Consider the following 14,578-nt stretch of genomic DNA (forward strand, 5'->3'; position numbering starts at 1 on the left):
GTAACAGACGGTTTCCTCGGTAGAAGTCAGATCTCCTCGGTGGACAACAGGCGGCAGGGGCGACGTCGAGCTGTCGTGCTCATGACATTCAGGGACCTGGGGCGTGGCGGGCGCGCGCTCCCACACCCGCGCCCGCCGTGCCCCGCGCCCTCAGGCGGCCTTCACCACCCCTTCCCGGTGGCTACGGATGATCTCCGCGTAGTGGCGTCCGGTGCCCTTGATCGTGCGGGCCTGGGTGCGGTAGTCGACGTGGACGAGGCCGAAGCGCTTGTCGTAGCCGTACGCCCACTCGAAGTTGTCCAGCAGGGACCAGGCGAAGTAGCCGGCCAGCGGGGCGCCCTTGCGGGCGGCGGAGGCGCAGGCGGCGAGGTGGCCCGTCAGGTAGGCCTGACGCTCGGGGTCGTCGACGCTGCCGTCCGGGCGGACGATGTCGGGATACGAGGAACCGTTTTCCGTGACGTACAGCCGTCGCGCACCGTACTCGTCGGTCAGGCGGAGCAGCAGTGTCTCGATGCCGCTCGCGTCGACCTCCCAGTCCATCCCGGTGCGCGGGACGCCGTCCCGGCGGACGGAACGGGCGTGCGGGGCGGGCCCGTCGGGGTCGTCGCTCACCGTGGCCGGGAAGTAGTAGTTCAGGCCCAGCCAGTCAAGCGGCGCGGCGATCGTCGTCAAGTCCCCTGGCTGCTCGGGGAGTTCGACTCCGTACACCTCCCGCATGTCGGCCGGGAAGCCTCGGCCGTGTACCGGGTCGAGCCACCAGCGGTTGGTGTGGCCGTCCATGCGGCGGGCGGCGGCGATGTCCTCGGGACGGTCGGTGGCGGGGTGAACGGTGGAGAGGTTGTTGACGATGCCGATCTCGGCGTGCGGGACCGCCGACCGGATGGCCTGGACGGCGAGTCCATGGCCGAGGAGCAGGTGGTAGGAGGCGCGGACCGCCGCCGTCAGGTCCGTGAGGCCGGGGGCCATCTTGCCTTCGAGGTGGCCGATCCAGGCCGAGCACAGCGGTTCGTTCAGGGTGGCCCAGTGGGTGACGCGGTCGCCCAGCCGCTCGGCGACCACCGACGCGTACGCGGCGAAGTGCTCCGCGGTCTCCCGCTCGGGCCAGCCGCCGCGGTCCTGGAGTGCCTGCGGAAGGTCCCAGTGGTAGAGGGTGACGGACGGGGTGATGCCCGCCTCCAGCAGGCCGTCGATCAACTTGTCGTAGAAGCCGAGGCCCTTGGGGTTCACCGGACCGTCCCCGCCCGGCACCACCCGGGGCCAGGCGATCGACAAACGGTAGGCGTTGGAACCGAGTTGACGCATCAGGCCGATGTCGTCGCGCCAGCGGTGGTAGTGGTCGCAGGCGACGTCGCCGTGGTCGTCGCCCGCGATCTTTCCGGGAGTGTGCGAGAAGGTGTCCCAGATCGACGGCGAACGGCCGTCCTCCGCCACGGCTCCCTCGATCTGGTACGCCGAGGTGGCGGTTCCCCACAGGAAGTCCTGGGGCAGGGCGGCAAAGTCGATGGTCACTGAAGTCCTCTCGGAATCGGGGTGGTTGCTCACTTCACGGCTCCGGCCGTCAGCCCGGCGACGAGATAGCGCTGGAGCAGCAGGAAGCCGGCCACCACCGGCACACTGACCACCAGCGAGGCGGCCATGATCTGGTTCCAGTACACGTCGTTGAGGGTGGAGTAGCCCTGGAGTCCGACGGCGAGCGTGCGGGTGGTGTCGTTGGTCATGACGGAGGCGAACAGCACCTCGCCCCAGGCGGTCATGAAGGCGTAGACGGCGACCGCCACGATGCCGGGGATCGCGGCCGGTACGACGATCCGGAAGAGCGCGCCGAGCGGACCACAGCCGTCCACCAGCGCCGCCTCGTCGAGGTCGCGCGGCACCGAGTCGAAGTAGCCGATCAGCATCCAGATGGAGAAGGGGAGGGAGAAGGTCAGATACGTCAGGATCAGGCCGCCGCGCGAGCCGAACAGCGCGATGCCGGTGGCGTTGCCGATGTTGACGTAGAGCAGGAACAGCGGGAGGAGGAAGAGAATCCCGGGAAACATCTGCGTCGACAGCACGGTGACCGTGAAGACCCGTTTCCCACGGAAGTCGTAACGGCTTACCGCGTAGGCGCTGAACACGGCGATCACCACGGAGCAGACCGTGGCCGCGCCCGCCACGACCAGCGAGTTCACGAAGTACCTGGCCAGCGGGACCGTCGACCAGATGTCGATGTACGGGCGGATCGTCAGCCCGCTGGGCAGCCAGCGGAACTTGCCCGTGACGTCGGCAAGCGGCTTCAGGGAGCTGGAGACCATCACGTACACCGGCAACAGCACGAACCCGGTGAGCAGGGTGAGGAAGATCCGCCGGGACCAGAGGAACGAACGCGGTGGTGCCATGGGGGAGTCAGCGCGCATGTGAAGCCCTCCGTCCGCGCGAGGTGACGGCCAGGTAGACACCCGTCACGGCCAGTAGGAAGAGCAGCAGCAGGACCGACATCGCCGAACCCGTGCCGAAGTTCCAGGTCACGAAGGAGGCCTGGTAGATGTGGACCGAGATGAGGTCCGCGGCCTCCGGGGCGGCCCTGCCGAACAGGACGAACGGCGTGTTGAAGTCGTTGAAGGTCCACAGGAACAGGACGAGGAGCAGGACCTGGTTGACCGCGCCCAGGGACGGAAGGGTGATGCGGCGGATCTGCTGCCACCTGCCCGCGCCGTCCAGTGCGGCCGCCTCGTACAGCTCGCCGGGGATGTTCTGGAGGCCGGCCATCACGATGAGGAAGGCGAACGGCCAGCCCTTCCACACCGACACGGTGAGCAACGCGTAGAAACTGTTGTCGCCGATCAGCCAGAAGGAGGGCTTGTCGGTGAGGTGCAGCTGGTCGTGCAGGACATGGTTCACCAGGCCGTTGTCGTGCTGGAACATGAAGACCCAGGTGATCACCGCCGCGTACACCGGCAGGGCGTACGGCACCAGGAAGAGCGCCCTCAGCAGGCCCCGGCCGCGGAAGGTGTCCTGCATGAAGATCGCCGCCGCGGTGCCGATAAGCCAGCACAGCCCCACCGAGAGCAGGGTGAAGCCGACGGTGACGAAGAACGAGTGCAGCAGGGCCTCGCCGACCGGGGCGTCGAAGTCCACCGACACCTTGTAGTTGTCGAGGCCGGACCACGGCGCCGTGCCCCAGTCACGGATGTAGAACTGGGTGAGCTCCTTGAAGCTCATCACGATGCCGATCACCATCGGCACCAGATGGACGAGGAGTTCGAGAACCAGGGCGGGCAGGAGCAGCAGGTAGGGCAGTCCGATGCGGCGGATCCGGCCGGGACGCGGGCGCGGGGCCCGCTCGGATCCAGGGTCCGTCCGAGGCTTTTCGACCTCGGCTGTGGTGGTCATCTGGCTCACTTCGTCCGGCTCACTTCGTCGGCATCTGCTGCTGGGCCTTGGCGAGCTTGGCCTTCACGGACTCGGTGGTCACCGCTCGGCCGGCCGCCGCGTCGGCGAACAGCTCCTTGACGGCCGTACCGATCACCGTCTCGAACTGCGACTCGTCGGCGACCTGCGGCAGCGCTGCGGCGCTCTTGGCGAGGGTGTCCTTCAGGACCGCGTTCGCGGGGGAGTTGAACCCGGGGTCCGACTGGGCGGAGGCGACCGGCGGGATGGTGCTGTACGCCTTGTTGAGGATCTTCTGCTCCTCGTCGCCGGTCATGAACTTCACGAACTCGGTGGCGCCCTCGAGGTTGTCGGTGTTCTTGAAGACGGCCAGGTTGATACCCGCGACCATCGAGTTGACCTGGGCGCCGGGGCCGGGGGCGCCGGACTGCACGGGCACCGGGGCGATGCCGTACTTGTCCTCGCTCATGCCCTGGGACTTGAGGTTGGCGGACGCGGTCTGCCACAGCAGCATCGCCGTCTTCCCCTTGGCGAAGTCGCTCACGGACTGGTTCTGCGCGTACTCGGCGTTGCCCTGCGGGATGGCCTTGTCCTTCGCCATCAGGTCGACGTACTGCTTGACCGCCGAGACCGCACCGTCCGACGTGAAGTCGGGCTTTCCGTCGGCGGTGAAGAAGTCGGCGCCGTGCTGCTTGGCGAAGACGAAGACGTGATGGACGTTTTCCGAGACGTTCGCGCCCTCGGCGCCCAGGACCTGCTTGCCCTTCGCCTGGATCTTCTTGCCGTCGGCCACCAACTCGGCCCAGGTGGCGGGCGGTTGGGCTATGCCGGCGTCGGCGAAGATCTGCTTGTTGTAGTACAGGGCGTAGGCCATCGAGTACAGCGGCACCGCGGCCGGGTCCTTGCCCTGTGCTCCGGTCGAGCCGAGCGCAGATTCGACGAAACGGTTTCTGCCGCCGATCTTCGCGAGGTTCGCCTCGTCCCAGGGCAGCAGCGCGCCCGTCGCCTGGAGCGAGGCCGACCAGGTGTTGCCGATGTTGAGGACGTCGGGGCCCTGGCCGGAGGTGGTCGCCGTGAGGATCCGGTTGAGCAGGTCCGACCAGGGGACGACCTCCAGCTTCACCTTGATCCCGGTCTGCTTCTCGAACTTGTCGAGTTCCGGCTGGAGGACCTTCTTGTCCACCTCGATGCTCGCGCCCTGGTTCGAGGCCCAGTACGTGAGGGTCTTCGGCGAGTCGTTGGAGCCTTCGCCGTCCGTCGAGGTGCCGCCGCCACAGGCCGTGGCCGCGAGGGCGAGTGACATGACGACGGCGCCTGTGGCCGCGGCTCGGATGGTGCGCATGGGTCGGCTCCCGGTGTCATCAGGACTTAATTTAGGACGTGAGTTAAACCTCGGAAAGGGGCCGCGTCAAGTGTTCCGGCACAGTCCGGGGAACTCCGGTCCCGCCACTTGACGCGCACGTTCAGGTAGTTGAAGCATTCAGCGCTGAGAGAGCGCTCTCAACCCAGCGACCGTTCACTTCCTTAAATCAGCCGTTCACTTGGAGCGGCCTGGACCGAGGAGAGCCGCCCATGCCCCACACGCCGTCGTCGCAACCGCCCGCCGTGCGCCGCAGAACAGTCCTCGCCGCAGCCGCCACGGCCGCCGCAGCCCCCGCCCTCGCCGGACTCGCCGCCGCGCCGGCCTCCGCCGCCCCGCGCGGAAAGCGGTTGCGCGCCCTTCCGGGCGGTGGCGACCTCGGACCGAACGTCCTGGTCTTCGACCCGTCGACCCCGGACATCCAGGCCCGGCTGGACGCCGTGTTCCGGCAACAGGAGTCGGCCCAGTTCGGCACCGGCCGCTACGCGTTGCTGTTCCGGCCCGGCACCTACCACGGCCTCAACGCCCAACTCGGCTTCTACACCTCGATCGCCGGCCTCGGCCTCTCCCCCGACGACACGACCATCAACGGTGACGTGACCGTCGACGCGGGCTGGTTCGGCGGCAACGCCACGCAGAACTTCTGGCGTTCGGCGGAGAACCTCGCGCTCGTCCCGGTCGGCGGCACCAACCGGTGGGCCGTCGCGCAGGCCGCCCCCTTCCGCCGGATGCACATCCGCGGCGGCCTCAACCTCGCCCCGTCCGGCTACGGTTGGGCCAGTGGCGGCTACATCGCCGACAGCCGTATCGACGGCGAGATCGGCCCCTACTCGCAGCAGCAGTGGTACACCCGGGACAGCGCGATCGGCAGCTGGCTCAACGGCGTCTGGAACATGGTGTTCTCGGGCGTCGAGGGCGCGCCCGCCCAGAGCTTCCCCAACCCGCCGTACACCACGCTCGACACGACCCCGGTCTCACGTGAGAAGCCTTTCCTGTACGTCGACGGCGCCGGCGCCTTCCGCGTCTTCCTGCCCGCCAAGCGCACCGACGCGCGCGGGGTCAGCTGGGGCAACGGCACACCGCGCGGCAGCTCACTGCCCCTGTCGCGGTTCTACGTCGCCAAGCCGGGCGTCTCCGCCGCCACGCTCAACCAGGCGCTCGCGCAGGGCCTGAACCTGCTGCTGACGCCGGGGATCTACCACCTCGACCGGCCGATCCAAGTGAACCGCGCCGACACCGTCGTGCTGGGCCTGGGTTACGCCACCCTGATCCCGGACAACGGCGTCGGCGCGCTGAAGGTGGCCGACGTCGACGGGGTCCGGCTGGCCGGCTTCCTCGTCGACGCCGGACCGGTCAACTCCCCGGTCCTGCTGGAAGTCGGTCCGCCCGGGGCATCGCGCGACCACTCCGCCAATCCCACCACCGTCCAGGACGTGTTCGTCCGGATCGGCGGGGCGGGCGCCGGCAAGGCCACCACCAGCATGGTGATCAACAACCGTCACACGATCGTCGACCACACCTGGGTCTGGCGCGCCGACCACGGAGAGGGCGTCGGCTGGGAGACCAACCGGGCCGACTACGGCGTCGTCGTCAACGGCCACGACGTGCTGGCCACGGGCCTGTTCGTGGAGCACTTCAACAAGTACGACGTGCAGTGGAACGGCCAGCGCGGCCGCACGATCTTCTTCCAGAACGAGAAGGCCTACGACGCGCCGAACCAGGCGGCGATCCAGAACGGCTCGGTAAAGGGTTACGCCGCCTACAAGGTCGGTGCCCACGTCACCGCGCACGAGGGCTGGGGTCTGGGCAGCTACTGCTACTACAACGTCGACCCGACGATCGTCCAGCACCACGGCTTCGCCGCCCCGAACGTACCGGGCGTGAAGTTCCACGACCTGCTGGTGGTCTCCCTGGGCGGACAGGGCCAGTACGAGCACGTCATCAACGACCTCGGGGCGCCGACCTCCGGTACGTCGACGGTGCCGTCGACCGTGGTGTCGTACCCCTGACCTGCCCGTGCCGCCTGGACGACCCTGACGGGACACGGCCCGCGCCGCACACAACGCAGGGGTGACCTACGCCTTCGGTTCGTGCCACGAACGTCAGGTGTTCGTGGCACGAACCGCCGAGACGGCCTGGGCCTGCGACCTCGCGGGAAGGCGTGGACCTACCGCGTCGTCGCCTGCGCCGGCGCCGGGGCGTACCCCGTCGGCCGGGCCGAGAAGGTGCCTCGGCCCTGGGTCCGGCTGCGCAGCCGGGTCGCGTAGCCGAACAGTTCGGCCAGCGGCACGGTGGCGGTGACCACCGCCGAACCGCCCCGCACAGCCGAGTCGGTGACCCGCCCGCGCCGTGCCGCCAGGTCGCCGAGGACCCCGCCGACGGCGTCCTCGGCAACGGTCACCGTGACCTCGACGACGGGTTCCAGCACGACCATCGCACAGCCGCGCAGGGCTTCCCGCAGCCCGAGCCGACCGGCCGCGCGGAAGGCCATCTCGGAGGAGTCCTTCACATGGGTCGCCCCGTCGGTCAGGGTGACCCGCAGCCCGGTGACCGGATGCCCGCCCACGGGACCCTCGGCGAGGGCGTCCCGGCAGCCGGCCTCGACCGCGCGGACGTACTCCTGCGGCACCCGTCCACCGACGACGGTCGACCGGAACGTGAAACCGGTTTCGGCACCGTCTCCCGCCTCCTCGACGTCGAGTGGCTCGACGTCGAGCACGATCTGCGCGAACTGCCCGGCCCCACCGTCCTGTTTGACATGCCGGAAGACCAGACCGGACACCCCGCGGGCGACCGTCTCCCGGTAGGTCACCCTCGGACGACCCACGTTGACCTCCAGACCGAGACTGCGCCGGATCTTCTCCACCGCCACCTCCAGGTGCAGTTCGCCCATGCCCGACAGCACCGTCTGACCGGTCTCCGGGTCGGTCCGGACGACCAGCGAGGGGTCCTCCTCGGCGAGCCGGGCAAGCGCCGAGACCAGCCGGTCGGCGTCGGTGCTCGTGCGTGCCTCGACCGCCACGGAGACGACCGGGTCGGCGACCCCCGGCGGTTCCAGCACGATGGGCGCCCCGGGCGCGCTCAGCGTCGAACCGGCACGGGCCGACTTCAGCCCGATCACGGCCACGATGTCCCCGGCGACCGCGCGCTCCAGCTGGGCGTGCCGGTCGGCCTGCACCCGCAGGATCCGGCCGATCCGCTCGATACGCCGCGCGCCGGACTCCCACACCGCGTCTCCTTTCTCGATCGTGCCCGAGTACACCCGCAGATAGGTGAGCCGGCCCGTGGGGGTCGCGGCAACCTTGAACGCGAGCGCCGCGAACGGGGCGGCGGGGTCGGCGGGGCGTTGCTCGCCTACGGCATCCTGCATACGGTCGGCACTCTCGCGCTGACGGTCGGCGGTTTCGTGCCGACGGTCGGCAGTTTCGTGCATACCGTGGACAGTGCCGCGCATACCGTCGCCAGCGTCACGCATACCGCCCTTGGTATTTCGCATACCGGCAACGCCACCCGGCATCCCGCATACCGGCGGCACGTCCGACGGCGACGGCAGATAGGCGACGACGGCATCGAGCAGCGGTTCGATCCCGCGGTTGCGGTAGGCCGAGCCGCACAGCACGACCACCGCGTCGCCCGTCCGGGTCAGCTCGCGCAGGGCACCGGAGAGGGTCTCGGCGGAGAGTGTCTCCCGGTCGCAGAACTCCTCCAGCGCGGCCGGGTGCCGCTCCGCCACGGCTTCCTCCAGCAGCCGGCGCCGGCGCAGCGCCTCCTCCCGGAGGCCCTCCGGCACGACGTCCTCGACCGCCGTCTCGCCGCCGTCGTCGCTCCAGGTCAGCGCCCGCATGCGCAGCAGGTCGACGACGCCGCTGAAACCGTCCTCCGTGCCGATCGGCAGTTGCACGACCAGGGGGACCGGATGGAGCCGTTCCCGGATCGACGTCACCGCGGCATCGAGGTCGGCGCCCACCCGGTCCAGCTTGTTGACGAACGCGATCCTCGGTACACCGTGCCGGTCGGCCTGCCGCCACACGGACTCGCTCTGCGGTTCCACGCCCGCGACGGCGTCGAACACCGCCACCGCCCCGTCGAGCACCCGCAGGGATCGCTCCACCTCGTCGGCGAAGTCGACGTGCCCGGGGGTGTCGATCAGGTTGATACGGTGACCGTCCCAGTCGCAGCTGACGGCCGCGGCGAAGATGGTGATGCCACGGTCGCGCTCCTGGGGGTCGAAGTCGGTGATGGTCGTGCCGTCGTGGACCTCGCCGCGCTTGTGCGTGGTCCCGGTGGCATACAGGATCCGCTCCGTGACGGTGGTCTTGCCGGCGTCGACGTGGGCGAGGATGCCCAGGTTGCGCACGGCGGAGAGATGACGGTCGAGGTGGTTGCGCACGGCCCTTGGCCTTTCGGGGTGTTTCCGAGAACGGGCAGCGCGATTTCCGGACGTACGTCGGGACACGTGATGGACGTGCCGATGCGCACACGCGCTGACGCACCGTCAGGTACGGCACATCAGCGGCGCATTGTCGAACTCAGACGTTCGTCAGGACATCCGGTGCCGGCCGCGCAGCGAGCACCGGACGGACGGAGACACGAGGATCACCTCGTAGCGGGAGCGGGGAGCGACGACAGCGGTGTGGTCACGCATGGCCGGGCTCCCCTCGTTCGTCTCGGTAACCGCGCTGCCCATGTCTTGGGCCGCGCTCGGTTGCGGCGAGTGTAGGGGTGAACGGGCCCGCCTCGCACGCCATTTATCGCTCGCTATTCATCGCACGCGTCCCGCGGCTGTGCCGGCGCGGCTCCGCCTCCCGGCGTGAGGCGAGCGCGTCCGTCGGTCACCCGGGCGTGGCCTGCGTCGCCGTGTAGAACTGCCTGCGCACCCGGCGCAGCCATGCGTCGGCGGCCGTCTCGTCGGGCTGTTCGGGCAGCACGCTGCGCGTCTCGGCGAACGCCTCCTCGAAGCCCCGCAGCAGCGGCAGCGCGGCTTCGGGATCGGCCGCGACCTGCTCACCGAAGGTGTGGTAGCCGTCGGGATCGTCGACGCGGATCGTCAACCGCCCGGTGGCATAAAGCTCGTAGCCCTGGGTGCACAGTCGCTTGAGGTGACGGGCGTGCTTGGCGGTCCGTTTGCGGGCCTCCGCGGCGAGGGGGCCTTGGCTGCGGTTCTGCAGTTTCCGGAACTGCTGCGTGGCGTAGCCGAGATAGGCGTCCCGGACCCGGCGGGCGCTGAGCAACGTCGCACGCAGGTCGATGAGTTCGTCACCGAGCGGGGTCCGCACCTCGTACAACTCGTCCGGCAGCCAGACGAGTTCCATCACCGTCGGGTTACCACCGAGGGCGAGTCGGCACCACTTCGCGGCCTCGTGCAGGGTGCGGTCGGGCGCCGTGCTGACGTGCGACTCCTTCGGCTGGCGCAGGCCGTGCAGGTCCTCGGTGGGGGCGGCGAACATACCGAGGCGGTCCACGTCGGAGCCTTCGTGGGCGAGCCCGTAGGCGGTCGAGCCGACGATTCCGGACAGCAGGAGGTTGGTGACGGTCACAGGAGCCCCCGGTCGTTCCCTGGTGGTGATCACCTGCCCCCGTGGCCGGGCGGCAGAACCGCCATGATGCCCCGGCTCCGGCCCGGCCCACCTCGTATTTTCCAGCCGGCCGGACTGCTCCGCCCGCGCTCGGCCCGGTGCCCCCTCCCATCGGCCGCTTCACCCGTACGGATCAGTGCGCTGGTCGAGCGGCCCGGCCGGTGGTGCCGTGTAGGGGCAGAGGCAGCACCACAAGAGCCCACAGGGTGCCTGGGAAGCACCCAGGTCGACGAGAGGAATCCCTCGGGAACCCGCCCGGGGCGCGCCCACGCGGGGACCGTCCCCGCCCGCCCCGTCCCCGAACCGTCCTCAGGAGGTATTCGTGACCAGCCCTCGCCTGTCGTCCCGCCCGTCCACCCCACCCCGTCCCGCCGGGCCTGCCGGGCCGGCCGGGCCGACGCGTCCCGGTCGTCCGGTCCGTGTGCTGGCCGTCGCCCTGGCCGTCGGAACGCTGCTGGCCACGGCGGCCTGCTCCGACGACGGGGACGACAGCGCGTCGACCGAATCGAGCACCGCGACCTCGTCCGCCGGCGGACGGACCGCCACCGCGTCCCCCACCATCACGCCGCTCACCTCGGCCGGCGCGCAGACGGCGCTGATCACCGCGGGAGACCTCGAGGACAACTGGACGCAGGTGAAGACCGCGGCCAGCTGGCGGAACCGGATGCTCATCGGCACCGTCGACGCCGCGCAGTTCCTCACCGGCAAGACACAGGCCGCCGACTGCCAGCGCCTGCTCGACGGGCTCTACGACGAAGACCTCCTGGGGCCCCCGCCCGGCCCGTCGGCGCTCACCGGTTTCACCGAGGGGAACTCCCGGCTGCTCTACCAGGTCGCCGCCTACCAACCGGCGAGCCTGGACCAGTCGTTCGACTGGCTCAAGACCCTGCCGACCGCGTGCGACCAGTTCAACGCGGTCGCCTCCGACGGCTCGACCCGTACCGTGCAGGTCGTCGAGGCCTCCCTGCCCAAGTCGGGCGACGCCCGGCAGGGCCTCACCGTGACGGTGGCGGGCCCCTCCGGTGGCACCCCGGTCACCCTCACCATGGACGTCGCCGTCGTACGGGTCGGGGACGACGCGATCACGGTCACCAACGGCGGCACCGACGGTGCGGACCACGACAGCACCGAGGACGCGGTCAGCCACGGCACCACACGGCTCAAGGACGTACGGGAGGGCCGCACGCCGGCGCCGGAGCCCAGCGAGTTCGACTGAGCGAGCCGGTTCGGCCGGGTGTGTCCCGCTGCTCCGGCCTTCTTCCCCGCCTCTGCACCATGTGACATATTACTGGCGTGACCAAGCGACCGAGCGGTGACGTCGTGGTCGTCGGCGCCGGCATGGTGGGCGCCGCCTGCGCGCTGTACGCGGCCCGTGCCGGACTGGACGTGATCCTGGTCGACCGGGGTCCGGTGGCCGGCGGCACGACCGGCGCGGGCGAGGGCAATCTCCTGGTCTCCGACAAGGAGCCGGGACCCGAACTCCAACTGGCTCTGCTGTCGGCCGGATTGTGGGGCGAGCTGGCGCAAGAGCTGGGCGCGGCGGTCGAGTACGAACCCAAGGGCGGTCTCGTCGTCGCCTCCACGCCCGCATCGCTCACCGCCCTCGCCGAGCTGGCGGCCGGTCAGCGCGCGGCCGGGGTGTCGGCGGTCCAGGTCCGGGCGGATCAACTCCACGAGCTGGAACCGTATTTGGCACGCGGTCTCGCGGGCGGGGTGCTGTACCCGCAGGACGCCCAGGTGATGCCCACCCTGGCCGCGGCCCACCTCGTACGGGCCTCGGGCGCACGTCTTCAGACGGGTCGCACGGTGATACGGGTACTGCTGGACGGCGCCGGCGCCGTGCGGGGCGTACGTACCGACCGGGGCGACATCCTGGCGCCGGCCGTGGTGAACGCGGCCGGGACCTGGGGATCAGAGGTGGCCGCGCTGGCGGGGGTCCGGCTGCCCGTACTCCCCCGCCGCGGCTTCGTCCTGGTCACCGAGCCGCTGCCGCGCCGGGTACGGCACAAGGTGTACGCCGCCGACTATGTGGCCGACGTGGCGAGCGACTCGGCCGCCCTGCAGACCTCACCGGTCGTCGAGGGGACCGCCGCCGGGCCCGTGCTGATCGGCGCGAGCCGTGAACGGGTGGGCTTCGACCGGTCCTTCTCGCTGCCGGTCGTACGCGCCCTGGCGGCGGGCGCGACGCGCCTGTTCCCGTTCCTGGAACACGTACGGGCGATGCGCACCTACCTCGGCTTCCGCCCCTACCTGCCCGACCATCTGCCCGCCGTCGGACCCGACCCTCGGGTGCCCGGGCTGTTCCACGCCTGCGGGCACGAGGGCGCGGGCATCGGGCTCGCCACCGGCACCGGCCATCTCATCGCGCAGACACTCACCGGCCGACGCCCGGAGCTGGACCTGGCACCGTTCCGCCCCGACCGATTCGACCGCCCCGACCCCCTTGACCGCTTCGCCGAGGAGGCCCCGCCATGGATCCCCTGAAGCTGACCCGCGCCCGCCCCGGCGCGCCGTTCACCGTGACCTTCGACGGCCGGGAGATCGAGGCGCTGCCCGGTCAGACGATCGCCGCCGCACTGTGGGCGTCCGGCGTCACGGCCTGGCGCACCACGCGGGGCGAGGGACGTGCGCGCGGGGTCTTCTGCGGGATCGGCGTGTGCTTCGACTGTCTGGTGACCGTCGACGGCCGGCCCGGCCGACGGGCCTGTCTGGTAGCGGCGGTGCCGGGCGCGGACGTCCGTACGCAGGTGGGGACGGGCCACGAGGAAGCGAGTCCTGGGCAAGCGGGTCCTGGGCAAGCGGGTCCTGGGCAAGCGGGTCCCGGGCAAGCGCGTCCCGAGGGGGCGGAGCCACGATGACCGCGCATCGCCCGGTACTCGCGGTGATCGGCGCCGGCCCGGCCGGCCTCGCCGGCGCCTTGGCGGCCGCTGCCCGTGGCGTGCGCGTGGTCCTGATCGACTCCGCCGCCGAGGCGGGCGGACAGTTCTACCGGCAGCCCGCGCGAGGACTCGGCGCGCGGCGCCCACAGGCCCTCCATCACCAGTGGCGCACCTGGGAGCGACTGCGTGCCGGACTCGACACCCACCTTGCCGCCGACCGCGTCGCGCACCTGAGTGATCGTCATGTGTGGTGTGTGGAGCGGCAGTCGGACGGGTTTGTCGTGCACGCGTTGATCGGACCGGAGCAGGAGGAGTCCGTGGCGGTACACGCCGACGGGGTGTTGCTGGCGACCGGCGGCTACGAGAAGGTTCTGCCGTTCCCCGGCTGGACACTGCCCGGCGTGGTCACCGCGGGCGGTGCCCAGGCGCTGCTGAAGGGCGGGCTCGTACTGCCCGGCCGTACGGCCGTCGTGGCCGGCACCGGGCCCCTGCTGCTTCCCGTCGCCACCGGCCTCGCGGCTGCGGGCGCCCAGGTCGTCGCCCTGGTGGAGTCGGCCGGACCGGCGGATTTCACACGTCGGGCGCGGACCTGGGCCGGTGCTCCCACGAAGCTCGCCGAGGGAGCCGTGTACGCGGCCCGACTCCTGTGTCACCGCGTTGCGGTGACGGCCCGTCATGCCGTGGTGAAGGCGCACGGGACCGAGCGGCTGCAGTCCGTCACCGTCGCCGCGCTGGACCCGGAAGGCCGGCCGGTGCCCGGCACGGAACGACGTATCGTCTGCGACACCCTCGCCGTGGGCCACGGTCTGCTGCCGCACACCGACCTCGCGGAGGGGCTCGGCTGCCGGCTCGACGGACCGGGCGTGAGCGTCGACGACGAACAGCGCACCGACGTCCCCGGCGTCTGGGCCGCCGGCGAGACCACGGGGATCGGCGGCTCGACGCTGTCGCTCGCCGAGGGGCACATCGCCGGACGGTCGGCGGCGGCCAGGCTGACGGGCAGGGTCCCCGACCCGCGGGAGTGGGCCCCCGCCGCGCGGGCCCGTACCGGGCTGCGGTCCTTCTTCGCGGCACTGGACGCCGCCTATGCCGCCCGGCCCGCCCGGTGGACGGAGCAGGTCACCGACGAGACGGTCGTGTGCCGCTGCGAGGAGGTCACCGCCGGCGCCGTCCGCGAGGCCGTCGGCACGCTCGGCGCGGGTGACCTGCGCACCGTGAAACTGCTGACCCGGGCCGGCATGGGCTGGTGCCAGGGCCGCATGTGCGAGCCCGCAGTGGCCGGCGTCGCGGGCTGCGCCCTCACTCCGGCACGACGGTTGCTGGCCCGCCCCGTGCCCCTGGGTGTGCTGGCCGCTCCGGCCGATCCCTCGACACCTCAGTGATATGTCACACGG

At 70.8% G+C, this 14,578-nt stretch carries 11 protein-coding genes; 5 read left to right on the plus strand and 6 right to left on the minus strand.

Annotated elements, in window-relative coordinates:
* Positions 1–150: 150 nt before the first annotated feature.
* The 4 genes from OG933_RS09380 to OG933_RS09395 are packed head-to-tail and all read right to left on the minus strand — an operon-like array spanning position 151 to position 4,711.
* Entirely contained in the window at positions 151–1,509 is a 1,359-nt protein-coding gene (locus OG933_RS09380; protein WP_362526962.1) for a GH1 family beta-glucosidase, read from the minus strand.
* Positions 1,510–1,538: 29 nt separating this feature from the next.
* The gene (locus OG933_RS09385; protein WP_028806141.1) at positions 1,539–2,378 is read right to left on the minus strand and encodes a carbohydrate ABC transporter permease; all 840 of its coding nucleotides are present in this window, start codon (positions 2,376–2,378) and stop codon (positions 1,539–1,541) included.
* 7 nt (positions 2,379–2,385) lie between these two features.
* Complete coding sequence (locus tag OG933_RS09390; protein WP_362526965.1) at positions 2,386–3,372, minus strand: sugar ABC transporter permease; 987 nt, start codon at positions 3,370–3,372, stop codon at positions 2,386–2,388.
* 19 nt (positions 3,373–3,391) lie between these two features.
* Entirely contained in the window at positions 3,392–4,711 is a 1,320-nt protein-coding gene (locus OG933_RS09395) for a sugar ABC transporter substrate-binding protein (RefSeq protein ID WP_362526967.1), read from the minus strand.
* Between the two features lie 230 nt (positions 4,712–4,941).
* On the opposite strand from OG933_RS09395, the gene OG933_RS09400 reads away from it, so the two are divergent.
* Positions 4,942–6,738 carry a coagulation factor 5/8 type domain-containing protein gene (locus tag OG933_RS09400; protein WP_405626460.1) on the plus strand — a complete coding sequence of 599 codons (1,797 nt, stop codon included), beginning with the start codon at positions 4,942–4,944 and terminating at the stop codon, positions 6,736–6,738.
* Positions 6,739–6,896: 158 nt separating this feature from the next.
* On the opposite strand, the gene OG933_RS09405 is transcribed toward OG933_RS09400, so the two are convergent.
* Both OG933_RS09405 and OG933_RS09410 read right to left on the minus strand, forming a co-directional pair.
* Positions 6,897–9,119 carry an elongation factor G gene (locus tag OG933_RS09405; protein WP_405626462.1) on the minus strand — a complete coding sequence of 741 codons (2,223 nt, stop codon included), beginning with the start codon at positions 9,117–9,119 and terminating at the stop codon, positions 6,897–6,899.
* Between the two features lie 442 nt (positions 9,120–9,561).
* On the minus strand, positions 9,562–10,266 hold the full coding sequence (locus tag OG933_RS09410; protein WP_405626464.1) for a DNA polymerase beta superfamily protein: 705 nt from the start codon (positions 10,264–10,266) through the stop codon (positions 9,562–9,564).
* Between the two features lie 460 nt (positions 10,267–10,726).
* On the opposite strand from OG933_RS09410, the gene OG933_RS09415 reads away from it, so the two are divergent.
* The 4 genes from OG933_RS09415 (at position 10,727) to OG933_RS09430 (ending at position 14,566) form a co-directional block, all read left to right on the plus strand.
* Positions 10,727–11,521 carry a hypothetical protein gene (locus OG933_RS09415; RefSeq protein ID WP_362527032.1) on the plus strand — a complete coding sequence of 265 codons (795 nt, stop codon included), beginning with the start codon at positions 10,727–10,729 and terminating at the stop codon, positions 11,519–11,521.
* 77 nt (positions 11,522–11,598) lie between these two features.
* Complete coding sequence (locus OG933_RS09420; protein ID WP_405626465.1) at positions 11,599–12,789, plus strand: NAD(P)/FAD-dependent oxidoreductase; 1,191 nt, start codon at positions 11,599–11,601, stop codon at positions 12,787–12,789.
* Positions 12,777–13,163, plus strand: a complete 387-nt coding sequence (locus tag OG933_RS09425; RefSeq protein WP_405626467.1) for a (2Fe-2S)-binding protein — start codon at positions 12,777–12,779, stop codon at positions 13,161–13,163. The genes OG933_RS09420 and OG933_RS09425 overlap by 13 nt, the downstream gene beginning before the upstream one ends.
* Positions 13,160–14,566: an FAD-dependent oxidoreductase gene (locus OG933_RS09430; protein WP_405626469.1), complete on the plus strand. Its 1,407-nt coding sequence runs from the start codon at positions 13,160–13,162 to the stop codon at positions 14,564–14,566. Before OG933_RS09425 ends, OG933_RS09430 begins: the two co-directional genes overlap by 4 nt.
* Positions 14,567–14,578 lie beyond the last annotated feature (12 nt).

Origin of the sequence: Streptomyces sp. NBC_00016, from assembly GCF_045040885.1 — a bacterium.
Classification (GTDB): Bacteria; Actinomycetota; Actinomycetes; order Streptomycetales; family Streptomycetaceae; genus Streptomyces; species Streptomyces coriariae.